A 24,616-nucleotide genomic window follows, 5' to 3' on the forward strand; every position below is an offset into this window, starting at 1 on the left:
CCGCCCACCGCCCGAACGTGCCACCACCTTCAGAAGCGGGCCAAAGCCTTCGCTGCCGACCTGGACGGAGAGTGGACGTTCGTGCATGGCAGTCGCTCCTGGGGCATCCGCCTATCTCACTACTCCAAGCGTCGGCCTTCGGATCCTCACACGTCAAGAGATACAGGAACTTTCTTTCATCCTTTTGAATGCGCGAATGCCGAGCCGTATCCTCGAGACATGGGTGAAGTACCGCAGGGACATACCGGCTGGACGTTTCTCACCAACCACGCCCGAGTGCTGGCCGCGATCTCCAGGGATCAGGGAACCCGTATCCGCGACATCGCCGCACGGTGCCGACTCACCGAGCGCGCCGTCCAGAAGATCATTTCCGATCTGGAGCAGGACGGCTATCTCACCCACACCCGCCAGGGCCGCTCAAACATCTACCACATCGAACCGGGGACCATCCTCCGGCACCCGGCGGAGGCCGGGTTGAGCGTAGAGGGCCTGCTGACCCTCCTCGACCAGCACGAGGCACGGCGCGACGGCAGGCCCGAGCACGAGCAGCACTCGCTGGCGTTCGATCATTCCGCTCGGCGCCCGACGGACTGACCCCTGCGGCCGGAACGAGAGCGGTGGCCAGCCGGGCCCCGGCCGCGCGTAACCCCGGCCCGCGCCCCATGGAGACCCTCGTGGCCTGGCCTTGTGCCCGGAGGAATACGTGACCGGCTACGTGCACAACTCCGCAGGTGGGTGCGGGAGTTGGGCGCACTATCTGGTGGCAGGTAGTCTGCCGGCCGGTTGTGCGGGCGGCTCCGGCTCGCTCATCGGATCCCTGGGCGGTCAGATCTCGCAGCTGATCGCGACGTCGGTCCCCTGCTCGCCGTCGCAGTCGTCCCTACCGGTGTTGCCGTTGAGGAAATCGGCGTCGGGGCCGCCCCTGAGGATGTCGTCCCCGGCTCCTCCGTCGATCGAGTCGCTCCCGCCCACTCCCGGGACGCTCCGGGTGTTCTGGTCGATGTTGTCGCCGAACAGCAGGTCGTTGCCGCCGCGCCCGTTGATCACATCGCGCCCGGCGGTCGCCCCGGTGGCGTCCCCCAGGGAACTGTCGCCGACGACGAGGAACTCCCCCGCGCTTCCTCCCGCGATCCGGTCGTTGCCCGAGCCGACCGCGGTGCCTCCGGAAGCGGAGTGGTCCCCGATCGCGATCGTGCCGCCGTCCTCGCCGAGGTCGATGACGTCGTCACCGCCGGCCCCACTCGCGTTCCCCGAGACGGCGACGCTGTCGCCCGTCGCGTCGCCCAACTCCCCGGGCCCCTCCAGGAGTACGTCGTCGCCGGCCCCCGAGGCGCCGAAGAACCCCAAGGCGTCCCCGATGAGGCTGTCGCTGCCGTCGCCGCCCTCGAGATGGTCGTTCGCACCTCCGGAAGCGGTGTCGCCCCTGCTGTCACCGACCATGCTGTCATCTCCGGGCCCGCCGAACAGGCGGTCGCCCGAGGCACCGGCCGCGGCGCCCAGCTGAGCGGAGTTGTCGCCCACCAGAGTGTCGTTCCCGGCACGACCGAACAGCAGGTCCCGGCCCGTGGCAGCGGTCACGGCTCCGGTGGCGCCGAAATTGTCGCCGATCAGGCTGTCGTCGCCGTCTCCGCCGTCGACGGAGTCGGCACCCGGTCCGCCGATGAGACGGTCGTCCCCGCCCAGACCGCAGATCAGGTCGTCGCCACCGAGTCCCTCGATGACGTCGGCGCCCGCGGTGCCGATGATCACGTCCGGCCCCGGTGTCCCGCTGGTGCCCGTGGTCGTCGCCGGTCGGCCGAAACAGGTGGGCACCCGCGCGGCGGCCCGCGCCTCCCCCGCTCCGACGAGGGCGGTCGCCGCGAGGACGACCGCACTGCAGGACAGGACGCCCAGACGCCCCGGTCTCTTCCGGCGGTTCTCCGGCACGGATGCTCCACGGGGGTCGTCGCGATCACCTGACGCGGGATCCCTTCCAGGGCGCGTCGCCGGAGCAGCCCGGCAGGGGCCGTTTTCATCCTTTCAGTGGCGTGGCGTACCTGGGGTTGCACGGCGTACCGGTCGGACATACTGATCGGTACGCCCGCCTCGGCCAGTACGACAAGAAGATGAACGTGATCATAGGTGGTTAATCTTCTCATCAGATTATGAACCCGCCCAAAGGAGGCACTCGTGACCACCTCGTCGCAGCCACGGGTATCGGGTCTGGAAATCCGCTCCATCGACTACGTCCCCCTCGACGAGCGGCACGGGAAACTCTGGCACCTGGGGCCTCTGTGGTTCATGTCCAACGCGCAGATCGCCACCCTGGCGGTAGGGCTGATCAGCATCACCGAGGGCGGCAACCTCATCTGGTCGCTGATCGCGATCGCCGCGGGCACGATCCTCGGCACGTTCTTCATGGCCTTCCACTCCGCGCAGGGTCCGCAGCTGGGACTGCCGCAGATGATCCAGTCGCGGCCGCAGTTCGGCTACGTCGGAGCCCTGCTCGTATGGCTGTTCGCCTATGTGCAGTACGCGGGGTTCAACATCTTCAACACGATCCTGGCCGGTGAGGCCCTGCACACCACCTTGCACGGCGGCGTCAAGCTGTGGGTCGTCGTGGTCACACTCATCGGGTTCGTCATCGCGCTGGTGGGCTACGACGTCATCCACCGCGCCGAGCGGCTCCTCACCTACACCTTCCTGGTCGTCTTCGGGATCTTCACCGTGGGCATCCTGCTCACCCTGCACTATCCCCCGGGCTCCTTCGACCTCGGCGGCTTCCAATGGACCCCGTTCCTCGCGCAGTTCGGCGTGGTCGCCGGATACCAGATCAGCTGGGCCATCTACGTCTCGGACTACTCCCGCTACCTCCCGCCGGACGTGACCGTCCGCAAGACCTTCTACTGGACGTACTTCGGGTCGGCGCTCGGCGGCATCTGGCTGATGTGTCTGGGGGCTCTGCTCGCCGCGTGGGCGGGCAAGGACTTCGAGACCGTCCGCTCGATCAACGCGGCGGGCGACAAGGTCTTCAGCGGCTTCGGCGCGATCGTTCTGCTGTTCTCCGCCCTGGGTCTGATCTCGGTGACCGCCCTGAACATGTACGGCGGGTCCCTCACCCTCATCAGCGCGATCGACTCGTTCAAGAGAGTGCGGCCGACCGTCGCCGTACGGCTCGTGACGATCGGCCTCACCGCGGCGCTCTCCGTGGTGGGGGCACTGGCCTCCACCGCCCACTTCCTCGAGAACTTCAACAACTTCCTGCTGCTGGTGCTCTACCTGTTCATTCCGTGGACCGCCGTGAACCTCATGGACTACTACGTGGTGCGCCGCGGCCACTACGCGGTCGCCGAGATCTTCAACCCGCACGGCATCTACGGCCGCTGGGGCTGGCACGGCATCATCTCCTACCTGGTCGGCTTCGCCGTCATGGTGCCGTTCTTCTCCGTCGGCACGCTCTACGTCGGACCCGCCGCCCACGCGCTCGGCGGTGCGGACATCGCCCTGTTCATCGGGCTGCCCGTCTCCGCGGTGCTCTACTGGCTGCTCACCCGGTCGATCGACGTCGATGCCGAGGCCCGCCTGGCCGAGGCAGAGATCGCGACGCTGGAATCGGCGGCCCACGAGCACCGAGAGCCATGACCTTGCCATGACGACGTCGCCGTCCATCCGACCGGCACGGCCGAGAACCGCGGGGCACGCTGGTGCGTCCTGCCTGTCTTGCAGAGTGACGGCCGCCGCTCGGGGCGCGAACAACAGCAAAGGGTGATCATGAGGCGGAAATGGGTGCTCGCCGCAGTTGTGGCGTTCCCGATGGCTTTCGTCGGGTGGATTGCCTGGACGGTCATCACGGCCCTCACAGCCGATCCGATGACTCAGGTGGAAGCCGCCTCGTGCGAGGACGCCATGCGCTACGCGGACCAGGACGGGTTGCCCAAGGGGGCTCAAGACGCGAAGTGCACCGTCCGCGCCTGGCTGGACACGGATTACCAGGCGCGATTTTCGATCACACGAACGGATCTGGACGCGTGGCTCAAGGAGGCCTATCCCGGCACCCGTCTCACGTCGGAGAACTGCTCCGGGACACCGGCGGACGTCTGCGCTCACATCGATCTGCACCCCGAAGCTGAAGGCGGGGCGATGACGGTGGACATAGCCGTGCAGTACGGCAAGAACTCGACAGCGGTCGTCGACTTCTCCGCGTACGACGTCTGACGCAGCAGGCACCGCCTTCCGCGCGATCGGTCGCGGCCGCTGCCCCTCCGTCCCGGCCGACCTGTCCGGTCACCGCACTAGACCGCCGCGAGCAACGGCGCGACCAGACCCCGCGCCCACTCGCCGGACGCGGGCTCCACGCTGAAGATCGCGCGGTAGTACAGCGGACCGAGCAGTCCGTCGACGGCCCGCTCCACGCTCGGCACCTTGCCTCCTCGAGCTCGCTCCCGCTCAATGATGGCCCCGAGCTGAGCGTGCCGGTCGGCCGTGCAGGCGCTGCCGCCCTCCGGACCCGAGCCGATCGTCGCCCGCATCAGGGCGAGGACGTCGGGGTCGGCGAGGTCGGTGGCGACATCGCCCGTCCACCGCTCCAGGTCACCCGCCAGAGAGCCGGTGTCCGGCACCACGACATCGCCGCTGAACCGACTCGTGGCGACGTCGGCAAGGAGCTGTGCCACCGAACCCCATCGCCGGTACACCGTGGTCGCGTGCACGCCGGCGCGCGCCGCGATGGCGGGAATGGTCAGCACCTCGGTCGGCTCTTCGGCGAGCAGCTCCCCGACCGCGCGGTGAACGGCCGCGCGCACCCGCGCGGAGCGGCCGCCGGGACGGGGCTGGACTATTGCTTCGGTCATGCGGAAATTATCGCACTGATCGCTGCGTTAGGGGAGAACTGCTAACGCAGTGATCACTGCATTCGGAGAGAGAGCGCATGTCTGACGCACCCACGTCCTCCAAGATGATCCCGTCGGCCTCAGCCCCAGGGGGCCTACCGTCCGGCCGTGTGCGGCGCGGGCTGAGCCGACCGGTGGCCTTCGCCTCCATCGCGGCCGTCTTCGTCCTCTTCATGGCCGCGTCGAGCGCGCCGTCGCCGCTGTACGTCATCTACCAGCACGAGTGGAGCTTCTCGGCGACCACCCTCACCACCGTCTTCGCGGTGTACGTCGTCGGAATGATCGGGGCGCTCCTGGTGCTCGGCGCACTGTCCGATCACATCGGCCGCCGGCCGGTCCTGGCCTCGGCCATCGCCCTCGAAGTGGTGGCGATGGCACTGTTCATCGTCGCCGACGACGTCTCGATCCTGCTGACGGCCCGCTTCGTCCAGGGTGTCGCCACCGGCGCGGCCATGACCACACTCGGCGCGACCCTCGTCGATCTCAACCCTCCCCACGCGCCGCACCGCGCCGGCGTCATCACCGGTGCGGCCCCGACGTTCGGACTGGGCCTCGGTGCACTGGGCTGTGGTGTCCTCGCGGAGTACGGGCCGCACCCGACCCGGCTGGTCTACGTGTTGCTGCTCGCGGCTCTGGTCCTCGCCGGTCTGCTCGTCGCCCTCATACCCGAGACGGCACAGCGCCGGCCCGGCGTCGTACGGTCGCTTCAGCCGCGCCTCGGCGTCGCTCCGCGACTGCGCACGGACCTGATGGCGCTCGTGCCGATCCTGGTGGCGAGCTGGGCACTGGGCGGACTGTATCTCTCTCTCGGTCCTTCAGTGGCCGCCAACCTGTTCGGCCTGTCCAGCCATGTCATCGGCGGCCTGGTGGTCACCCTGCTCTGCGTGCCCGCCTCGATCACGGCGTTCGCGTTGCGCGGCTGGCCCACCGAGCGCACGCTCGCCCTTTCGGCCACCTTGCTGCTGCTCGGCACGGCCGTGGGCCTGGGCGGTGTGGAGGCAAACTCGCTCACGATGGCCGCGTCCGGCACCGCCATCGCCGGAATCGGCTTCGGTGGCTCGGCTCTCGCCAGCTTCGGCACACTGGCCCGAATCGCCGAGCCGGCCGAGCGGGGCGAACTGTTCGCGGTCGCGTTCGTCATCTCCTACCTGGCCTTCAGCGTCCCGGCCGTGGCCGCAGGGATCGCCGCCACGAACGTCGGCCTGCACGAGACCTCGGTCGTCTACAGCGCGGCCGTCATCGCCTTCAGCGCCCTCGCGCTCGCCGCCCAACGGCTCCGCACGGGACGGGCCAGGAACACCGGCCAGTGCGGCCGGCCCGCTACGGCCCACCGCTAGAGAAACTCCGACACAAACGCCCTCACCACCGATCCATGACGGGTGGGCGGGCACACGAAGCCCCCGGCAGGCACTGAGGCTCACTGCCGGGGGCTTTGAACTACAGAGGAACGACACGACCGCGCCCAGGACCGTCGTCATCGCCGATGCCCGCGACGGCATCGGCGCGGAAGGTCAGCGGTCGGCGATGTCCTCGCGCAGGCCGTCGGAGAATTCCCACCACGACAGGGGAAGCCAGTCGCCGTTGACGAAGGCGTCGACCGTAGCGCCTCGGCCGCGGACCGTCACGGTCGTTCCCGGCGGGTAGGTGGTGCCGGACAATCCCGGCACGGGGACAAGCAGCGTTCCCAGTCGCTGTGCTGACATCTTTCGGCCTCCTTCGCCACTGCATTTCTCTGCACGGCACCGGGCAGTTATTCACATCGACGTTACCGGCTTGTCCGATCGCGCAGGACGGAGAATCATGAGAGATGGGTCACGCGGAGAATACGGGCGGGGGCGTGGACATCACATACATGCGTCACCGAGCGGAGGTGGCAGCCGTGAAGGCCGTCGTTTACAAAGGGCCGTTCAGCGTTGCGGTCGAAGAGGTTGAAAAGCCCAGCATCCAGCATCCGAACGATGTGATCGTACGGGTCACTTCCACCGCGATATGCGGATCCGATCTGCATATGTACGAGGGCCGTACCGCCGCTGAACCCGGCATCGTCTTCGGCCACGAGAACATGGGAATCATCGAAGAACTGGGCCAGGGCATCACCTCGCTCAAGGAGGGCGACCGTGTGGTCATGCCCTTCAACGTAGCCTGCGGGTTCTGCATGAACTGCGTCGAGGGATTCACCGGTTACTGTCTGACCGTCAATCCCGGTTTCGCGGGCGGCGCGTACGGATACGTCGCCATGGGCCCCTGGAAGGGCGGCCAGGCCGAATATCTGCGCGTACCCTTCGCCGACTTCAACTGCCTGAAGCTGCCGCCGGGAAACGAGCACGAGAGCGATTTCATATTGCTCGCCGACATTTTCCCCACCGGATACCACGGTTGTGAGCTCGCCCAGGTCCGCCCGGGCGAGAGCGTCGCGGTGTACGGCGGAGGTCCGGTCGGACTCATGGCCGCCTACTCGGCTCTGATGCGCGGCGCGAAGCAGGTCTTCGTCGTGGACCGGGTCCCCGAACGGCTCCAGAAGGCCGAGGAGATAGGCGCGGTTCCGATCAACTTCTCCGAGGGCAACCCGATCGAGCAGATCAAGGACCAGACGGACGGCATCGGCACGGACAAGGGCATTGACGCCGTCGGCTATCAGGCGACAGGGCACGGCACGGACCGCGAAGAACCGGCGACCGTCCTGAACTCGCTCGTCGGCACGGTGCGAGCCACCGGAGCGCTCGGGATACCCGGCCTCTATGTGCCCTCCGACCCCGGCGGCCCGGACGAGCAGGCCAAGCAGGGCATGCTCCTCGTCTCGATCGGCAAGCTCTTCGAGAAGGGCCTGCGGATGGGGACGGGACAGTGCAACGTGAAGCGCTACAACCGGTACCTGCGCGACATGATCATCGAGGGCAGGGCGAAGCCCAGTTTCGTCGTCTCCCACGAACTGCCCCTGGATCAGGCACCGTCGGGCTACGACAAGTTCGACAAGCGGATCGAGGGCTACACGAAGGTGATACTGCACCCGTAGCCCTGCGGACCGCAGCCTCCGGCTCCTGCCGCTCGCCGGCTGTCGCGATGTGATGCCCTGACAGATGCGCTGGGAGTTCCGGCGGACAGGGAACGTCGGCGGACGGTGTGTCGGTGGGCCTGGCGCCGCCACTCCACCTGCGTGAGGTCGCTGTTCGGCACTCCCCATGCGTGAGGTCGCTGTTCGGCGACGGGAGCCAAGGCGGTGAACCCCTCCCCCTCGCGCAGCGGACGACGGCGGGCCCCGGCGGAACAGAATCCGCCGGGGCCCGCCGCCCGGGTACGTACGACCGGTGACCTGCGTCAGTCCGTGCCGGACTCCATCGCGGCGCGGTCCAGCATCGTCTCCTCGTCCGTGGCCTCGCCCCGCGAGGCGATCACCTCGGCGCCGCCCTCGTCCATGGCGCCGATCAGACCGGTCGAGGCCGCCTGCGCGGCGCCGATCGGCGTCGGGTGATCGCTGCCGACCAGGCCCAGGGCCGCGTACTGCTCGAGACGGGCACGGGAGTCGGCGATGTCCAGGTTCCGCATGGTGAGCTGGCCGATGCGGTCCACCGGGCCGAACGCCGAGTCCTCGGTCCGCTCCATGGAGAGCTTGTCCGGGTGGTAGCTGAGCGCCGGGCCCCGGGTGTCGAGGACCGAGTAGTCCTCGCCGCGCCGCAGCCGCAGGGTCACCTCACCGGTGATCGCCGCGCCGACCCAGCGCTGCAGCGACTCGCGCACCATCAGCGCCTGCGGGTCCAGCCAGCGGCCCTCGTAGAGCAGCCGACCCAGCCGCCGGCCCTCGTTGTGGTACGCGGCCACGGTGTCCTCGTTGTGGATCGCGTTGACCAGACGCTCGTAGGCGATGTGCAGCAGCGCCATGCCGGGGGCCTCGTAGATGCCGCGGCTCTTGGCCTCGATGATCCGGTTCTCGATCTGATCGGACATGCCGAGGCCGTGCCGGCCGCCGATCGCGTTGGCCTCCATGACGAGGTCGACCGGGGAGCCGAACTCCTTGCCGTTGACGGTCACCGGACGACCCTGGTCGAAGCCGACCGTCACGTCCTCCGTGGCGATCTCCACCGACGGGTCCCAGAACCGCACCCCCATGATCGGGTCGACCGTCTCGATACCGGTGTCGAGGTGCTCCAGGGTCTTGGCCTCGTGCGTGGCGCCCCAGATGTTGGCGTCCGTGGAGTACGCCTTCTCGGTCGAGTCCCGGTACGGCAGCCCGTGCGCGAGCAGCCACTCCGACATCTCCTTGCGGCCGCCGAGCTCCGTGACGAAGTCCGCGTCGAGCCAGGGCTTGTAGATCCGCAGGTGCGGGTTGGCGAGCAGCCCGTACCGGTAGAACCGCTCGATGTCATTGCCCTTGAACGTGGAGCCGTCGCCCCAGATCTGCACCCCGTCCTCGAGCATGGCCCGCACCAGCAGCGTGCCGGTCACGGCGCGCCCCAGCGGCGTGGTGTTGAAGTACGGGCGCCCGCCCGACCTGATGTGGAACGCACCGCAGGCGAGCGCGGCCAGCCCCTCCTCGACCAGCGCGGCACGGCAGTCGACGAGCCGGGTGATCTCGGCGCCGTACGCGGTGGCACGGCCGGGCACGGAGGCGATGTCGGGCTCGTCGTACTGACCGATGTCTGCGGTGTACGTGCACGGGACGGCGCCCTTGTCGCGCATCCAGGCGACGGCGACCGAAGTGTCGAGCCCGCCGGAGAAGGCAATGCCGACGCGCTCGCCGGTGGGGAGGGAAGTGAGGACCTTGGACATGGCAAGATTATGCAACATCCCGCATGGTCATGCAAGGCCATCCCACATACGGTCCGGCGCCCCACGAGTCGAGAAGTGACCGAGGCCACAAAGGAAACGATGCCGTTTCGATAGCACCGGAGCTAGGCTGATGACACCGAAGTGAACGAAACCGTTTCGTTCACAGGGAGTGCGGTGGCGGACACCCGACCCACGTCGGCGCTCGCCCCCATCCTCACGAAGGGCGCCCGTCATGACCTCCGTACTCGTCGTGCACAGCCAGTCCCTGCACCGGCTCGGTCTGCACATGCTTCTGGCGGCCGAGCCCGACCTGACCGTCGTCGGCGAGGCGACGAACGGCGCCGAGGCGGTCCGCATGAGCGTCGCGCTCGGTCCCGACGTCGTCGTGATGGGCACCCACGCAGCCGATCCGAACGGCGTCGAGGCCATCCGCCGCATCACCCGGCCCCTCACCCCGCTTCCGGCACCCGAGACCGTCAGGGTCGGCGGACGCCCCCCGCGCGTACTGGTCCTGACCCCCAGCAGCCACGAGGGGTACGCCTACGCGGCACTGCGCGCCGGAGCCGGTGGGTTCCTCCCCCAGGACGCCACCCCCGACGAACTGACCGCGGCCGTCCGTATCGTGGCCGCCGGAGACGCCGTCACCACGCCCAGCGTCACCCGTGCGCTCATCGACGCCGTCCGCCAGGAGCGCCCGGCCCGCACCGCCGAGCAGGAGACAGGGCTCGACATGCTCACCGAGCGGGAACGCGACGTCCTCACCGCCGTCGCCTCCGGCTGGTCCAACGCCGAGATCGCCGCGCGGCTGTCCATCGCGCCGACCACCGTCAAGTCACACGTCAGCCACATCCTCGCCAAGATCGGCGCCCGCGCCCGCGTGCAGGCGGTGGCCTTCGCCTACGAGTCGGGCCTGGTGCGACCGGCCGCCTGACGCCGACCCGCGCCGCAAGGCCGCCGACTCCGCGAGCCGGTCCGCGTCGCGGTGCCACTCCACGTAGGTCACGCCTCCGCTTCGCGCCGCGCCCCGAACCAGGTCCTGTCGTCGAACTCCCGTCGTCCGCCCGAAGGGCGGGCCCTGCGGCGTCATGGGGGTCCCCCCTGCTCGAGCGGAGTCGAGAGCTTGGGGGAGCGTGCTCTCGGCGTGCCGGGCGAAAGTCCTCGTACTGGATGTACTTGGGCTTTCGCCCGGTGCGGCGAAGGGGGTCCCTCCCTGTTCGAGCGAAGCCGAGAACCTGGGGGCGCGTGCATGGCGTCGCGAGGCAGACGGGAATGTGACGACAGGGCCTAGGCCGCCGCGACCCCAAACCGCCTGTCAGACACGCCCGGTGGTGCCACGCAGGACGAGCCGTGGGATCAGTACGACCTCGCGGGACTCGGTGCGGCCCTGGTCCAGTCGCTCCACCGCGGCGACCACCGCATGCCGGGCCTGTTCACGGGCGCTCTGGCTGACCGTGGTCAGATTGAAACAGCTCAGTCGGGAGAGGGCGTCGTCGTCGTAGCCGACCACGGACACCTCGCCCGGGACGGCGACCCCGGCACGGGACAGAGCGGCCAGGACGCCGATGGCGGACTGGTCGTTGAACGCGACGATGGCGGTGGGGAGTTCGGCGCCGTCGAGCAGCTGGCGGGCGGCACGTTCACCGGCCGCCTCGGTGTTGTCCCCGCGCAGAACCCCGATGTGCGCGTCCAGGCCGTGACGGCGCATGGCGGCGCGGTAGCCGCGGCGACGGTCGGTGGCGATGACACCCTTGCCGCCGTCGACGTAGGTGATCGCGCGGTGGCCGAGGTCCACCAGGTGGTCGACCACCTGGCCGACCCCGTCGTCGTCGGCCGAGCGGACGACATCGAGGTCGGCGTCGGCGATCCGGCGGCCGACGGCGATGACGGGAGCCTTGCGGTCCAGCGCGGCGAGTGCGTCCCCTGAGGCGGTCGGGCCGAGCAGGATCAGGGCCTCGCTGCGGAAGGCCAGCAGCGTCTCGACGGCGGTGTGTTCGTCGCGGGTGCGGGTCTGGGTGCTGAGGACGAGGTCGTAGCCGACCTCTTCGGCGGCCGTGTGGAGGTGCTCGACCAGATCCGCGTGGAAGGGGCTGTGAATGTCGACCATGACGCCGAGCAGCCGGGTGCGTCTGCTGGCCAGCAGACTGGCAGTGCGGTCCACCTGGTAACCGAGATCGGCGGCGGCTTTCAGGACGCGTTGCCGGGTGCGCTCGCTGGGGCCGGGCACACCACGCAGCACCAGGGAGACGGACGCCGTGGACACGCCCACGCGGGCGGCCACGTCCTCCAGCCGGGGGCGTTTGCTCGCGCCGTCCCTGCGACTCACGGAAGCGTCATCGTCCACTCGCACCTCCCGGCAGAACTCCTCGGGCAACACCCTTGACACGTTCACGAAACGAGCCGATAGTACCAGAACTTAAAGCGCTTTAAATTGTCCTGACGTTCCAACGAAGTCAGCTCGGACCGCTACGACTCCCGGCATTCCGAGACCGGCCACGTCACCGTCCCGCAGACCGAGTTCCCAAGCCGCCCCACCGTCTCGACCCCGGGACGGTCATCGCACCCAGGGCCACTGACTCCCCCGGGTCGAGGGCCTGTGTCCGGCTGCCGACAGCTTCCGGGCACCCCACCCGCTTCCAAGACCCGCCGCACCCGATGCAGCAGGTCTCTCCCGCGCACCACACCACGACCGAGGCCGCCGCGACCTCCCCGGCCCCAACCGCGGCCGTCGATCCGCAGCCCACTGCCCGTCACTCCCTCTCACTTGCACAGCGAGGTGCACGCGCCATGAGCCACACATCCCGTCCCCGTTCTCCCCGTTTCCGCAGAATCGCCCCCGCCGTGGCGGTGGCCGCCGCGGCCGCTCTCACCCTCGCCGGCTGTTCCAGCAGCTCCGGCGGGAAGAAGTCCGCGGAGAGCGGGGCCGCGGTGTCGGCCGGCAAGGCCGACACCCCCCGCATGACGATCGCCATGGTCACCCACGCACCCTCCGGCGACACTTTCTGGGACACCATCCGCAAGGGTGCCGAGGCCGCCGCCGCCAAGGACAACGTCAAGCTCGTCTACTCCAACGACGAGACCGCCGCCGACCAGGCCAACCTCGTGCAGAACGCGATCGACCAGAAGGTCGACGGCATCGCGGTCACCCTCGCCAAGCCCGACGCCATGAAGGCCGTGGTCGCCAAGGCCGAGGCGGCCGGCATCCCGGTCGTCGGCTTCAACGCCGGCCTGTCCGAATGGAAGAAGCAGGGTCTGCTCTCGTTCTTCGGTCAGGACGAGTCCGTCTCCGGCCAGGCGCTCGGAAGCAAGCTCAACGACACCGGCGCCAAGCACGCCCTGTGCGTCGTGCAGGCCCAGGGGGACATCAACCTGGAACAGCGCTGCGCCGGTGTGAAGAAGACCTTCAGCGGCAAGACCGACAACCTCTACGTCAACGGCACCGACATGCCGTCCGTGAAGTCGACGATCACCGCCAAGCTCGCGCAGGACAAGTCCATCGACGAGATCGTCACGCTCGGCGCCCCGTTCGCGCTGACGGCCGCGCAGGCGACGTCCGAGGCCGGCAGCACGGCGAAAGTCGCGACCTTCGACCTCAACAAGGACCTCATCGCCGCCATCGAGAAGGGCAGCATCCAGTTCGCCGTCGACCAGCAGCCCTACCTCCAGGGCTACCTGGCCGTCGACTCGCTGTGGCTCTACAAGACGAACGGCAACTACAGCGGCGGCGGCGAGCAGCCGATCCTGACCGGCCCGGCCTTCGTCGACAAGTCCAACGTCGACACCGTCGCCCAGTTCGCCGCGAAGGGCACCCGGTGAGGACCATGGCCCAGCAGGCCGAGCCGGCGGTGACCACACCGCCGGCCCCCGGCCCCAAGGAGACCGACGGGCAGACCGCGCAGCGCTCCCTGACACTGCGGCTGCTCGCCCGGCCCGAGGACGGCGTGCTCCTCGGCGGCACCGACGTACTCGTGCACTCCCTGAGCGGGTAACCCCGGGCGTCCTCCGCCCACCTCCAGGCACCGCCGCTGGACGGAAGACATCCTGCCCCAACGCTCGACCGTCTCCCCGTGACCGGAAGGCACACTCGCGTGAAGATCGCCCTCGATCCCTACATGATCCGCAACGTACCGCTCCTCGAACTACCCGCTGTGGTGGCCGAGTTGGGCTACGAATGGATCGAACTCTCCCCCCGGGAGGACTTCATCCCCTTCTTCCGGCACCCGCGCGTCGACGACGCGACCGTACGGAAGTTCCGCAAGGCACTGGACTCGGCGGGCGTCGGCGTCTCCTCCGTCCTGCCCCTGTTCCGCTGGTCGGGACCGGACGAGGATGCCCGGCAGGCCGCCGTCCGCTACTGGAAGCGCGCCATCCGGATCACCGCCGATCTCGGCGTGGACAGCATGATCTCCGAGCTCAACGGCCGGCCCGAGGATCCGGACCGCAGCGAGGCCCAGTTCTGGAAGTCGATGGACGACCTGCTGCCGCTCCTGGAGCAGGAGGGCATCCGCCTCACCCTGGAGCCGCACCCCGACGACTTCATCGAGAACGGCCACGACGCGATCAACCTGATTCGCGGCATCAACCACCCGAACGTCAGCTTCCTGTACTGCGCCCCGCACACCTTCCACATCGGCAACGACGCTCCCGGCATCATCCAGTACGCCGGCGACCTGCTCACCCACGTCCACCTCGCCGACGCCCTGGACCACACCGCGTCCTCCGGCAACCGCTACATCCTCAACCCGCCCGGCACGTCGGCCCGGATCCACCAGCACCTCGACATCGGCCAGGGCGAGGTCGACTTCGACGAACTCTTCCGCGAGCTGCGCGCGAACGGCTTCGACGGCACCCTCACGGCCTGTGTCTTCGCCTGGGAAGAACGCGCCAAGGAGTCCTCCGTCCTCATGCGGAAGAAGATCGACGAGTACCTGGCCACCTGGTCCTGACGGACCATGACCGCCCCGGCACGAACGTCCCGGGGGCGGGCTGACATTCCTTCCTCGTGAACCTTCCTTGCGAACCTTCCTTGAGAAAGGCACCCCCATGTCCACGTCCGCCAAACCCCTCTCCGTCGCGGTGATCGGCGCCGGTATGGCAGGCCGCAGCCACGCCGCCGGCTACCGCAACGTCAACACGGTCTTCGGCGCCGGTCTGCCGCCGGTCCGGCTGGCCGCGATCGCCGATGCCAACGTAGAACTCGGCGAGGACGCCGCCCGCCGCTACGGCTTCGAGAAGGCACTCCCGAGCTGGGAGGCCGTCGCCGAGGACCCTACGATCGACGCCGTCAGCATCGTCGTCGGCAACGCGCTGCACCGACCGATCGCCGAGGCACTGGTCGCCGCGGGCAAGCACGTGTTGTGCGAGAAGCCGCTTGCCGGGTCGTTGGAAGACGCCCGCGCCATGGCCGAGTTGGAGCGCTCCGCCGAGGTCGTGACCGCCGTCGGGTACACCTTCCGCCGCTCCCCCGCCGTCGCCGCGATCCGCGAGCACGTCCGGCGTGGCGAGCTGGGTGACCCGACCCTGTTCAGCGGCCGCTACTGGTGCGACTACGCGACCGACCCCAACGGGCCGCTGAGCTGGCGGTTCAAGGGCGGCCTCGGTTCCGGTGCGCTCGGGGACATCGGCTCGCACGTCATCGACGCCGCCGAGTACGTCGCGGGGCCCATCGCCTCGGTCTCCGGTGCCTCGCTGTCGACGCAGATCCCCAAGCGGCCCCTGCCGCTGGGCGCGGTCGTGGGACACAACGCGGCTCCCATCTCCGAGGAGTTCGGTGAGGTCGAGAACGAGGACACCGCGTCCTTCACCGCCCGCTTCGAGTCCGGTCTCGTCGGCACCTTCTCGGTGACACGCACCGGCTTCGGCCTGCCCAACGGGCTGTCCTTCGACATCCTGGGCATCGGTGGCCGCGCCGCGTTCGACCAGCACCGGCCCGCCGAGTACCTCTTCGACGACGCCCAGCCCGAGGCTCGTACCCGAGGCGCGCGCCAGATCATCGTCGGCCCGCAGCTGCCGTACTTCGCGGGCGGGGTCCCGATGGAGGCTCCGGGTGTGGGCGCCAGCAACGCCGACAACTTCACCTACCAGGCCCGAGCCTTCCTCGACCAGGTCGCGGGCGTCGCCGAGCCGCTGCCGGCCTGCGCCACCTTCGCCGACGCGCTGCGGACCATGGAGATCATCCGGGCCGTTGTCGAGTCCTCCTTGGACGGTGGCGCCGCCGTCACGGTTCCGCCCGCCGCCTGACCGCCCGCCCCCACCCGCATCCAAGGAGACACACATGGCCCTCAAGCTCGGCGCCTACACCGCCTGTCTGCACGACCGGCCCCTCACCGGGGCTCTCGACCTCCTCAAGGAGAACGGCCTGACCTCCGTGGAGGTCAACACCGGCGGCTTCATTCCGTCCCCGCACTGCCCGGTCGACCTGCTGCTGTCCTCGGCCACCGCGCGCGAGGAGTACTTGGCGACCTTCGCCGACCGCGGGATGGAGCTGACCGGCCTCAACTGCAACGGCAACCCGCTCAACCCGCTCCCCGGCGTCGGCCCGAAGCACGCCGACGACCTGCGCCGCACCATCCGCCTCGCCGGCCTGCTCGGTGTGAGGCACGTGGTGACCATGTCCGGCACGCCGGGCTCTGACCCCGACGCCAAGTACCCGTCCTGGGTCGTCAACCCCTGGGACGGCGTCTACATGGACGTCCTGGACTACCAGTGGGGCGTGGCCGTCGAGTTCTGGAAGGAGATCGACGCACTGGCCCGGGAGAACGACGTCCGGGTCGCCATCGAGATGCACCCGCACAACCTGGTGTTCTCCCCGGTCACCCTGAAGCGGCTCGTCGACGAGGCCGGCGCGACGAACGTGGGCGCGGAGATGGACCCCTCGCATCTGATGTGGCAGGGCATGGACGTCGTCGCCTGCATCAAGTGGCTGGGTCCGCTGGTGTTCCACGCCGCGGCCAAGGACGCGACGCTCTGCCCCGGCGCCGACATCCGCGGCGTGCTGGACACATCGTTCACCCGCGTGCCCGCCGACGCGCCGGGCAAGGTGTCGACCGGCTACGGGTTCTGGTGCAACGCCTGGCCCGAGAACCCGGCGTGGAAGTTCGTCGCCGTCGGCGTCGGACACGACGTCGCCTACTGGACCGAGTTCCTGCGCGCCCTCGTCGAGATCGACCCGGACATGGCCGTGAACATCGAACACGAGGACGCCACCTACTCCCAGACCGAGGGACTGGCACTGGCCGCCAAGAACCTGCAGGGCGCCGCGGCCGCCCTGTAGCTCCGCCTCGCGCCGCGAAGTTCGACAAGTACGCCTGGTTCTTCAAGCACTGGTCGAAGACGGGGAAGGCGGCTGGGCGCAGTACGAGATGAGCTTCGCCGAATGGCTCTACCGCTACCTCATCGGCGAAGACATGGCTGGCCCCAACACCTCAGCCTTCTATCCCGGCCCGGTACAACTGCGTCGACTTCCGATGGCCGCCGGCGAACGGCCAGAGCCCCGGAGCGGGCCGGAGCGCGGCATGTAGCCCTGACTACCCCAACAGTCACGGACACCCCCCACGTCGCCTGGAGAGCCAAACGAGACGACCACTAAGCTTGTTTTTTATCTACCAGGATCTTCCAGGCTTGCCGATGGCCTTGAGGGTGTCGGGACGTTTGACGGTCTTGCCGACGTCGTAGCGGGGTGCCCGTTTCTTGTTCTTGGCGCCGGGTGCCCGTCCGGGGCCGACACCTCGGGGTTTGGGAACACGGGTCGGGCAGGCAAGGTGGGCGCGGATGTTCCTGAACCCACGGCGGACCCGGGCCGGGGTGAGCCGGCCGGAGGCGGTGGGTTTCTCCCAGGGCCTGCGGAGGTCCACGGCGAGGGGCCGGGCGAGCCGGAGCTGAGTGTGAGCGACGATCAGGAGCCAGGTCCAGCGGTCCGCCGCCTGGGGAGTACGGAGTTTCGGGGTGGTCCAGCCGAGGGTCTGCTTCGCGAAGCGGAAGGTGTGCTCCAGATCGAAGCGGCGGAGGAATGCCTGCCAGAAACGGTCCACATCATCGGGGGTGGCGCCGGTCTTCGAAGACCATAACCACACCGGCGGAGCGTCCCGTTCCTTCGACAGGTGCTCGACCTCCAAACGGACCAACGTGCCCTCCACCAAGGGGAGTTCACCCTCGTGGTCGAGCCATGAGGAACGGTGAGTGAGTCGGGGGTGGACCCGGTCCCATGCCTGGGCTTTTGCCTTGCCGTAGTTGGTGGTGTCGGTGACCGTGGTGATCGCGGGCTCGGGCCAGGTCTCCGGCTTGGTGAAGCGGAATTCCGGTCCGTGTTTGGGCGGTCGGCCGTTGACGCCGTGCGTCCTGGGTGGTTTCGGCAGACGCATGACGCGGTCGGAGCGGACCCTGCCGACCAGCTCGACGGGCAGGTCGCGCAGGACCCAGGCCAGGCGGGTGACGTCGTAGCCGGCGTCGCTGACGATCACGATGGCCGGGTCCCCGGCCTGCCACTGGCCCGTGGTGATGAGCCGCTCAACTACTCCTCGGAGCTGGTCAGCGGTGATCGCGGTTGCGTCGTCCGCCGGGCCGAGCCGGACCGCGTCCAGGATCCCGGTCCAGGACGTGGCGCCCGGCTCCAGCAGGGCCACGAAGGAGTAGGGCCAGCCCGGAATGAACTGAGACGCCGTCTTCGCACGGCCGTAGACGTGGCAGAACAGCCGCTCCGCTGAGCACGGCGCGTCCGAACGAAGCCACGGCGACACATCGACCGCCAGGACCAGGCGCCCGCCGTCGAAACGCGGCAGCGACAACCCGGCCAGCACCGTCCGCAGCCGATTGACGTCGATCCGGCCGTGGTTCAAGCCGCCGTACATCGCTCCGTGCCCACGACGATGCTCGGGCAGTAACGTCAAGTCCACCGGCGACTTCACCGCCCCGTCCGCACACAGCACCGCGTCCACCAGCTCGAACAACTCGTCGCGCCGAGCGGTCAGACACTCATAGAACTCACCCCGGAAGGCTGACGCTTCCGCGAACGCTTCCCTCCGGACAGCAACAGGCAGCAGACTCACCCTCACGGCCTTCGTCTTGGTCACGTGCACCTTGGTCGGAGCACATGATCAGACGAAGGCCGTTCCTGCGTCCGGTGATTGTCGGGCTTACGATCAAGTTCGACGGCCGTTCGAGGCCCACTTGGGGGCGCAATGTCAGAGATCGCTCAGTGGCTTAAGGACTGGCATGCCGCACATGAACACGAGCTTCGCTCTCGTGGGATCAGCTCTGCGGTGAAGCAGCCCGTCCCAAAAACCCCGTCGCGAGGGCGGCCGAAGGCCACGGCAGTGAGCCTCACACTGGAATCAGACGAGCGCACGGGGATGGTGTTCCTCTGGGAATCGGGTGCCACTTCACTGCTCTTCATCGACTCCGGAACCGAGCACACCTGGCAGGACCAACCGGTGCTCGCCTCCGAGAACGACCTGCCACAGATCCTGGCGCCCCTCGTGAAGCTAGTCGAAGCAGCTACCGACGGTAGTTAAAGAACAAGCTAAGAACCCCTAACGAAATGGGGTGGCGGTTGCACTGCGGCGGGGCGACGATCTCTCGGTACTCGCCGATGAAGGGGAAGCTATGGGCGACATCGCTCCGAGGGAGCTCATCTCCCTCGCCGATGACGAGGGGAACAGCGTCACCGTCAACGTCCTGGGGCGTAACGCCAGGTGGGCTGCCGGGCTCGATGCAGAGATCGTCGTCGGGACGCCCTTCGTGTCCGGCCGCTGTTACCTGTCGTTGTCCGTTTCGAAGCTGGAGAGCTGGTCCGACGCACTGAACAGGCTCGACGCTGGCGAGGATGTCGCCTGGATGGAGATGAGCAGGGGAGCGTCCATCTTCATCCAACTCACTGGCGAGCGTGACTGTCCGGAGGTGGTCGTAGAGGACGAGTCAGGATCCATGGTCACCGTGCGCGTGCCGATCGCCCTGCCCGACGACTGGATCGCCGACCATCGACAGCGTCTGCACCAGCTGATGAAGCACTGGGTTCCGATGCTCTCAGCGTAGGGACACAAGCCGCCGCCAGCAGATGAGCGCACATCCAAGGGTGAGGAAAGCCTCGTGGATGTCGTCCCGTATCTCCCAGCGGATCCGCAGGCGGCGGAACCAGTGCAGGTGGGCGAAGGCGCGCTCCACGACCCAGCGTTGGGTGCCCAATCCGGAACCGTGCTCGGTGCCGCGGCGGGCGATCACCGGTTCTACGCCGAGGTCCCACACGAGGCGGCGGTACTTGTCGTGATCGTAGCCACGGTCGCCGGTTCTACGCCGAGGTCCCACACGAGGCGGCGGTACTTGTCGTGATCGTAGCCACGGTCGCCGAGTACGACATCGGGACGGCGCCGGGGCCGGCCGCGCTTGCCCCGCACGGGCGGCACGGCTTCGAGCAGCGGGATGAGCTGGGTGACGTCATTGCGGTTCCCGCCGGTCAGGGTGGCGGCGAGCGGGATGCCGGTGGCGTCGGTGATCAAGTGGTGCTTGCTGCCCGTCTTACCCCGGTCAACAGGGCTTCGTCCCGTCTTGGCTCCCCTTTTAACGCCCGGATGTGGGAGCCGTCGACCGCCGCACGGGAAAAGTCCAGAGCATTCGCGCTGCGGAGCTTGGCGAGGGGAACCTCATGCAGTCGGGGCCACACGCCGGCCCCGGTCCACTCGGCCAAGCGGCGCCAGCACTCATCCCGGAGCCGAATCCGAGCTCCTGCGGCAGGTGTCCCCAGGCGATCCCGGTATGCAGCACGAACAGGATGCCCTGGAACACCAGTCGGTCCGGATGCCGCTTCCGCCCTGGATGCCGGGGCCGACGCGCGACCTGAGGCAACAGCGGCTCGATCACCGCCCACAGCTCGTCATCGACATGCCACGGCTTTGACCGAGCCGCCCCATACCCCCAGATCATCAGTCCCGGAGTGATCCAACCACCTCGAAGATCATTTCGTTAGTTCTAAGCGGAAGGCGAGCGGTGTCCCCTGGGATCATGTCGACGAGGTTCGCAACGCCCAGGGTGGCCTAATCAATCAAATCGCAGCCGCAGCCGCAGCCGCAGCCGCAGCAGGAAGTTGGCCCGCCGTGGGACGAGTGGCGCCATGCGAGACCTTCTCGTCGCCGACCTGGGGCGGGCCAGCAGAACGCTGGACTTCTCCGAGCAGTTCGTCCCCAGAATCAAGTGAGTGGAGCATGACAGTGGCGCATGATGCATATGTGCGGCAGCTGATCGCACGGGCGAAGGACGGCACCATCCCGCCACAGGAGGTGAAGCAGATCGCCCAAGCCGTCACCAAGTGCCAGGCCGGCCGGGAGCTCTACCAGCGGCTGTACGCGGTGGCCCGTGCGGGCGGCCCGGCCTACGAGCCGCTGATCGCCACGTATCTGATCTACCCCCAGGATCCCGAGGTCTCGGCGCTTGCCGTACAGGTGCTCACGGCGCACTGGAGAGTCGGAGCGAAGTACAGGAAGCAGATCCTGGAGTTGCTGGGATCCCCCGAGTGGGACCTGGATGACGACGTGTTCATGGCCGCGGTCTCGGGGGCTGGGTCGATCCTGCACAACGGGTTCGACGCCGAACTCCTCCGCGCCCTGCTGAAGCTCGCCGAGGAAGGCCGCGGTGAGTACAACGACGATCTTATGCAGGGTCTCGCGGTGGAGGCGATCGCCCGCGCCCTGGGCGCCAGCCACGCCGAGTTGACCAGACTGCCCGAGGGAATCACCCGTGCGGAGTGGTCGCAGGGCTTGCTGAGGGCCGCACGTGACCGACTGCACGAAGAGGCGCGTCAGCCCTGAATCCGCTGACACTCAAGCAGGCCCCAGCCGGACGACGTCCGGCCGGGGTCTGCTGAGCCTCGAAAACCTGCTGCAGCACGCAATATGCGCATACATGTCTTACGACGAACTGAATGTGCAGGAGCGAGGCCGGATGTGGACACAGAAGGAGTTCATGCTCGGTTTCGTAGGTGCTGTCGGAGATCTGGCCAAGCTGGGACCCTTTCGTACGACGAGCAGGGCAACACCACCAACAGCTACGGCCTCACCAGCATCGCGCGTGCCTTCACCTGGGACACCGAAGGCGAGCTCACCCACTTCACCGAAGGCACCAAGGCCACCGAGTCTTTGTCATCCAAGCGCCGCAGCCCGTCATCGTGGCCTAAACCAATTTAGGAGGGTGATTTCATTGCTGGAATTTGCCTCGTTCGCCTTGATCGCTGTACTCATAATTCCCATATTCAGAGCAGTTATTGCGAAACGGTCGGCTCGGCGCGCAGAAAGATCTGAGCGGGGTGGAAACATCCCTATTCCCTGTCGGATCTCTTGGCGGCGGGGGTTGGGCCGTAGTCGTTTCATGTACGGAAAGCTCAGCATTGACACAGGCGGTGCCATTTTTAAGCGTCCGGCTCGGCGGCCACTGCGACTACCGGTCGGCGGGCGTGCCGTGCGCAGCGCCAGCTGGCGACCTGGCATGCAGGTATTCAACTACCGGGCCAGCGACGGCGACGAACTGCGGCTTCTGGTGTACGAGAGCGACAGCGAGCTTGTGGCGCGCTACCTTCGGATTCCTAATCCGGCCGACTACTGAACTCGATTCGTCAGTGGTCTATGGTCGCTGATCGGTCCGACCGGCTCGCCCGTAATGTCCTCTGTCGGTTGAGGGTGTCGATGGCTTGCCGTTGGAAGCGGAGCTTACGTAGGCGTAGACGGAGGCGGCGACGCCGATGTGGGCGTGGCCGAGGAGTTCTTCCCAAGCTCATCCGCCGATGTTCGTAACTGCGTCCCGCGCAAGACACCAGTCCGAAGACGGCAGCCCGCCACAGGCTCCGGATCCTGCCCAGGCGGATCCTGCGTCTCACCGAGGAAATCAACGACCGAACGGCCCGGCTCACCACAGCGGTCAAGGTTTGCACACCCAAGCTACTTGATCTCCATGGCGTCGGCCCGGACACCGCCGCCGCATTGCTGACGGCAGTCGGCGATAAACCCGACCGGACGGGCAACGAGGCGTCATCCGCGGCACTATGCGGCGCCAGCCCCGTCGAAGCATCGTCCGGCAAGACCCCGCGCCGCAGACGGCGACCGCCAGGCCAACTCCGCCCCCTACACCATCGTCCCGGCCCGCCTGCGCTGGCACACCCGAACCCGTGCCTACGTGGATCAGCGCGGCTGGGCCCAAGTAGCGAGTGGGATCGCTGAACCTGAGTCGTCGGGAGAAGTCCATGGCGAGCAGGGCGATGAAGACGATCTGGCAGATCAGGACGATTGGGAACGTGGAAGGTCCGAGCAGGGACGGGAGCCAGTAGGTGGTCAGGCCGTTCGAGGAGCACCATGCACCGGGCAGGCACAAGAGCCAGAGCGCGGTGCCGACGATCGGTGCGACCCACTTGGTGGGCGTGAGCAGATCTCGGGCAGTGGTCCGAAACCCGCGGATCGCCGTTGCCTCCCATGCGGTGCCGACGCCGAGCCAGCTGATGAACCAGATACTTCCCCAGGCCAGAAGGACCTGAAGGAGGTGGATAGTTGCCATCCATGCCGCCGCGAACGCGGCGAACTCGCTGATGTACTGGGCGATCACCTGGTAGGGCATCCGGTAGCGGTGTGGTTGGTCCGGACGGAAGTCACGCAGGAGGTGGATCTGGCGCCAGACGGTTCGCACAAGCCCGCCGCAAGGGTCCAACGCACGCAGGGCGGGTGTCGCGGCCAGCAGGTAGGACGAGAAGGATGTCGTGCGCCGCGACTGGGCGTCGGTGAGGCTGCTGGCCCGCCGCGTCCGGCACCTGACCGAGGAGATCGACGATCTGAACAAGCAGGCGGCCAAGGCTGTCGAGGCCAGCACGCCGGGCCTGCTGGAAGTCCGCGGGGTCGGCCCGGACAGCGCCGCCGCCCTGCTCATCTCGGCCGGCGACAACCCTGAACGACTCGTCAGCGAGGCTTCCTTCGCGGCCCTATGCGGCACCAGCCCGGTCGAGGCGTCTTCCGGGAAGACACAGCGGCGCAGGTTGAACCGCGGGGGCGATCGACAGGCGAACGCCGCTCTCTATCGGATCGTCCTCAGCCGTCTGCGCTGGGACGACCGCATCCGCAGCTACATGCAACGACGCCTGGCCGAGGGCAAGACACGGCGAGACATCATTCGCTGTCTCAAGCGCTACGTCGCACGCGAGCTCTATCGACTCATCGCCCCGGGCAACTCTCCGACTGGCCAGACAGGTCCCGCCGGAGCCGCTGTTTGACATCCATAGGGGCATCAAGCTCGCCGTCCGTTACGAGGCGACTGTGCTCGTCGCTGCCATTCAACGAGTGGCTGTGACCCACGGCCGTCACGCGGTGGGATCCACGTTCCACGCCGCAGGCAGATCGCTGCCGCAGAAGACGCAGACGAAGTCGTCGTCACGCACGATGTTGTGCTCCTGGCAGCCGGGGCACCGCCGGAATACAACCTCGTGGGTGAAGCCGGAAGGCCGCCGGAGCTCGACAGCGTCCAGAGCACGGGCGACCTCCACCCAGGAGCTGACGTCCGGGCAGTACCCGGTGGACTGGTTACTGACCTCGCTCACGGCCCACCGGTCTGCCTCGCGCATGAAGCTGATCTCGCCGGCACTCAGAACCATGTCTCCGCCGGCACAGGCCACGTGCTCGCTACGCCGCGGCGCCAGCCGAAGCACACTGTCCATACCGACCACGAAGGTGAACGGCTCGGCCAGCTCCGCCGCCGATTGCTCCTCGATCCAGCCACCGAAGTCACCCGCCGAGCCGATCCGACGCCCGCCGTCACCAAGCCGGACCGCAGCCTTCAGCTCGACCGGTCCGACATATCGATAGCTCCGCCCCCACCCACTCACGCCAGCCAACCTAGAGCACTTCCGACACATGCCCTAGTGTTCTGAGTCGAGAATTCTGTTCAGATGTATAGGCTTGCTCTATGGCACGGACGGGGCGGCCGAAGGCCGAGTTGACACTGTCGGACGAGGAACGAGCCGCACTCGA

General features: G+C 67.9%; 20 protein-coding genes and 3 pseudogenes. 15 read left to right on the forward strand and 8 right to left on the reverse strand.

Annotated features, from left to right (window positions below):
• Window positions 1-219: 219 nt before the first annotated feature.
• Window positions 220-594, forward strand: coding sequence for a helix-turn-helix transcriptional regulator (locus tag ACZ7M3_RS38875; protein WP_452978648.1), 375 nt, complete (start codon window positions 220-222; stop codon window positions 592-594).
• A 231-nt stretch (window positions 595-825) separates the two neighbouring features.
• Here the strand turns inward: ACZ7M3_RS38875 and ACZ7M3_RS38880 are convergent, their stop codons facing one another.
• Window positions 826-1,926 carry a calcium-binding protein gene (locus tag ACZ7M3_RS38880; protein WP_472069895.1) on the reverse strand — a complete coding sequence of 367 codons (1,101 nt, stop codon included), beginning with the start codon at window positions 1,924-1,926 and terminating at the stop codon, window positions 826-828.
• A 243-nt stretch (window positions 1,927-2,169) separates the two neighbouring features.
• Between ACZ7M3_RS38880 and ACZ7M3_RS38885 the strand changes: the two genes are divergently transcribed.
• Together ACZ7M3_RS38885 and ACZ7M3_RS38890 are read left to right on the forward strand one after the other, a co-directional pair.
• Window positions 2,170-3,621, forward strand: coding sequence for a purine-cytosine permease family protein (locus tag ACZ7M3_RS38885; RefSeq protein WP_472069897.1), 1,452 nt, complete (start codon window positions 2,170-2,172; stop codon window positions 3,619-3,621).
• A 228-nt stretch (window positions 3,622-3,849) separates the two neighbouring features.
• On the forward strand, window positions 3,850-4,194 hold the full coding sequence (locus ACZ7M3_RS38890; RefSeq protein WP_472069899.1) for a hypothetical protein: 345 nt from the start codon (window positions 3,850-3,852) through the stop codon (window positions 4,192-4,194).
• Between the two features lie 77 nt (window positions 4,195-4,271).
• On the opposite strand, the gene ACZ7M3_RS38895 is transcribed toward ACZ7M3_RS38890, so the two are convergent.
• The gene (locus ACZ7M3_RS38895) at window positions 4,272-4,829 is read right to left on the reverse strand and encodes a TetR/AcrR family transcriptional regulator (protein ID WP_351296788.1); all 558 of its coding nucleotides are present in this window, start codon (window positions 4,827-4,829) and stop codon (window positions 4,272-4,274) included.
• 149 nt (window positions 4,830-4,978) lie between these two features.
• Between ACZ7M3_RS38895 and ACZ7M3_RS38900 the strand changes: the two genes are divergently transcribed.
• Window positions 4,979-6,205, forward strand: coding sequence for an MFS transporter (locus ACZ7M3_RS38900; protein WP_472069901.1), 1,227 nt, complete (start codon window positions 4,979-4,981; stop codon window positions 6,203-6,205).
• 174 nt (window positions 6,206-6,379) lie between these two features.
• On the opposite strand, the gene ACZ7M3_RS38905 is transcribed toward ACZ7M3_RS38900, so the two are convergent.
• On the reverse strand, window positions 6,380-6,571 hold the full coding sequence (locus tag ACZ7M3_RS38905) for a hypothetical protein (RefSeq protein WP_030190387.1): 192 nt from the start codon (window positions 6,569-6,571) through the stop codon (window positions 6,380-6,382).
• Window positions 6,572-6,747: 176 nt separating this feature from the next.
• Between ACZ7M3_RS38905 and ACZ7M3_RS38910 the strand changes: the two genes are divergently transcribed.
• Entirely contained in the window at window positions 6,748-7,881 is a 1,134-nt protein-coding gene (locus tag ACZ7M3_RS38910) for a glutathione-independent formaldehyde dehydrogenase (RefSeq protein ID WP_388401920.1), read from the forward strand.
• A 302-nt stretch (window positions 7,882-8,183) separates the two neighbouring features.
• Here ACZ7M3_RS38910 and argG read toward each other — a convergent pair whose 3' ends face one another.
• On the reverse strand, window positions 8,184-9,632 hold the full coding sequence (gene argG, locus ACZ7M3_RS38915) for an argininosuccinate synthase (RefSeq protein ID WP_355311054.1): 1,449 nt from the start codon (window positions 9,630-9,632) through the stop codon (window positions 8,184-8,186).
• 232 nt (window positions 9,633-9,864) lie between these two features.
• Between argG and ACZ7M3_RS38920 the strand changes: the two genes are divergently transcribed.
• Entirely contained in the window at window positions 9,865-10,563 is a 699-nt protein-coding gene (locus tag ACZ7M3_RS38920) for a LuxR C-terminal-related transcriptional regulator (RefSeq protein WP_472069904.1), read from the forward strand.
• Between the two features lie 381 nt (window positions 10,564-10,944).
• Here ACZ7M3_RS38920 and ACZ7M3_RS38925 read toward each other — a convergent pair whose 3' ends face one another.
• Window positions 10,945-11,955, reverse strand: coding sequence for a LacI family DNA-binding transcriptional regulator (locus ACZ7M3_RS38925; RefSeq protein WP_472069906.1), 1,011 nt, complete (start codon window positions 11,953-11,955; stop codon window positions 10,945-10,947).
• A 461-nt stretch (window positions 11,956-12,416) separates the two neighbouring features.
• Between ACZ7M3_RS38925 and ACZ7M3_RS38930 the strand changes: the two genes are divergently transcribed.
• The 5 genes and pseudogenes from ACZ7M3_RS38930 to ACZ7M3_RS38950 all read left to right on the forward strand — a co-directional run bounded on the left by ACZ7M3_RS38930 (window position 12,417) and on the right by ACZ7M3_RS38950 (window position 16,902).
• Window positions 12,417-13,445 (forward strand): substrate-binding domain-containing protein, encoded by a 1,029-nt coding sequence (locus tag ACZ7M3_RS38930; RefSeq protein WP_472069908.1) that lies wholly within the window; start codon window positions 12,417-12,419, stop codon window positions 13,443-13,445.
• A gap of 5 nt (window positions 13,446-13,450) precedes the next feature.
• Window positions 13,451-13,609: pseudogene (locus ACZ7M3_RS38935) on the forward strand (ABC transporter permease); the annotation flags it as partial.
• Between the two features lie 108 nt (window positions 13,610-13,717).
• Window positions 13,718-14,575: a sugar phosphate isomerase/epimerase family protein gene (locus ACZ7M3_RS38940; protein ID WP_351297725.1), complete on the forward strand. Its 858-nt coding sequence runs from the start codon at window positions 13,718-13,720 to the stop codon at window positions 14,573-14,575.
• Window positions 14,576-14,672: 97 nt separating this feature from the next.
• Window positions 14,673-15,869 carry a Gfo/Idh/MocA family protein gene (locus ACZ7M3_RS38945; protein ID WP_472069910.1) on the forward strand — a complete coding sequence of 399 codons (1,197 nt, stop codon included), beginning with the start codon at window positions 14,673-14,675 and terminating at the stop codon, window positions 15,867-15,869.
• Between the two features lie 34 nt (window positions 15,870-15,903).
• Complete coding sequence (locus ACZ7M3_RS38950; protein ID WP_472069912.1) at window positions 15,904-16,902, forward strand: sugar phosphate isomerase/epimerase family protein; 999 nt, start codon at window positions 15,904-15,906, stop codon at window positions 16,900-16,902.
• A gap of 328 nt (window positions 16,903-17,230) precedes the next feature.
• Here the strand turns inward: ACZ7M3_RS38950 and ACZ7M3_RS38955 are convergent, their stop codons facing one another.
• Entirely contained in the window at window positions 17,231-18,673 is a 1,443-nt protein-coding gene (locus ACZ7M3_RS38955; RefSeq protein ID WP_472069942.1) for an NF041680 family putative transposase, read from the reverse strand.
• A 556-nt stretch (window positions 18,674-19,229) separates the two neighbouring features.
• Between ACZ7M3_RS38955 and ACZ7M3_RS38960 the strand changes: the two genes are divergently transcribed.
• On the forward strand, window positions 19,230-19,658 hold the full coding sequence (locus ACZ7M3_RS38960) for a DUF5959 family protein (RefSeq protein WP_472069914.1): 429 nt from the start codon (window positions 19,230-19,232) through the stop codon (window positions 19,656-19,658).
• Here the strand turns inward: ACZ7M3_RS38960 and ACZ7M3_RS38965 are convergent.
• Window positions 19,650-20,543: pseudogene (locus ACZ7M3_RS38965) on the reverse strand (IS5 family transposase). The gene ACZ7M3_RS38960 and the pseudogene ACZ7M3_RS38965 overlap by 9 nt on opposite strands.
• A 302-nt stretch (window positions 20,544-20,845) precedes the next feature.
• Between ACZ7M3_RS38965 and ACZ7M3_RS38970 the strand changes: the two are divergent.
• From ACZ7M3_RS38970 to ACZ7M3_RS38980, 3 genes and pseudogenes are all read left to right on the forward strand, one after another.
• Window positions 20,846-21,424: a hypothetical protein gene (locus ACZ7M3_RS38970; RefSeq protein WP_472069916.1), complete on the forward strand. Its 579-nt coding sequence runs from the start codon at window positions 20,846-20,848 to the stop codon at window positions 21,422-21,424.
• A gap of 1,068 nt (window positions 21,425-22,492) precedes the next feature.
• A complete protein-coding gene (locus tag ACZ7M3_RS38975) occupies window positions 22,493-22,825 on the forward strand; it encodes a transposase (protein WP_472069944.1) in 333 nt (110 codons plus the stop codon).
• A 548-nt stretch (window positions 22,826-23,373) separates the two neighbouring features.
• Window positions 23,374-23,862 (forward strand): annotated as a pseudogene (locus tag ACZ7M3_RS38980) (transposase); the annotation flags it as partial.
• Between the two features lie 87 nt (window positions 23,863-23,949).
• Here ACZ7M3_RS38980 and ACZ7M3_RS38985 read toward each other — a convergent pair.
• Complete coding sequence (locus ACZ7M3_RS38985; protein ID WP_472069918.1) at window positions 23,950-24,501, reverse strand: hypothetical protein; 552 nt, start codon at window positions 24,499-24,501, stop codon at window positions 23,950-23,952.
• Between the last annotated feature and the right edge of the window lie 115 nt (window positions 24,502-24,616).

Source organism: Streptomyces sp. NPDC111656 (assembly GCF_055656965.1).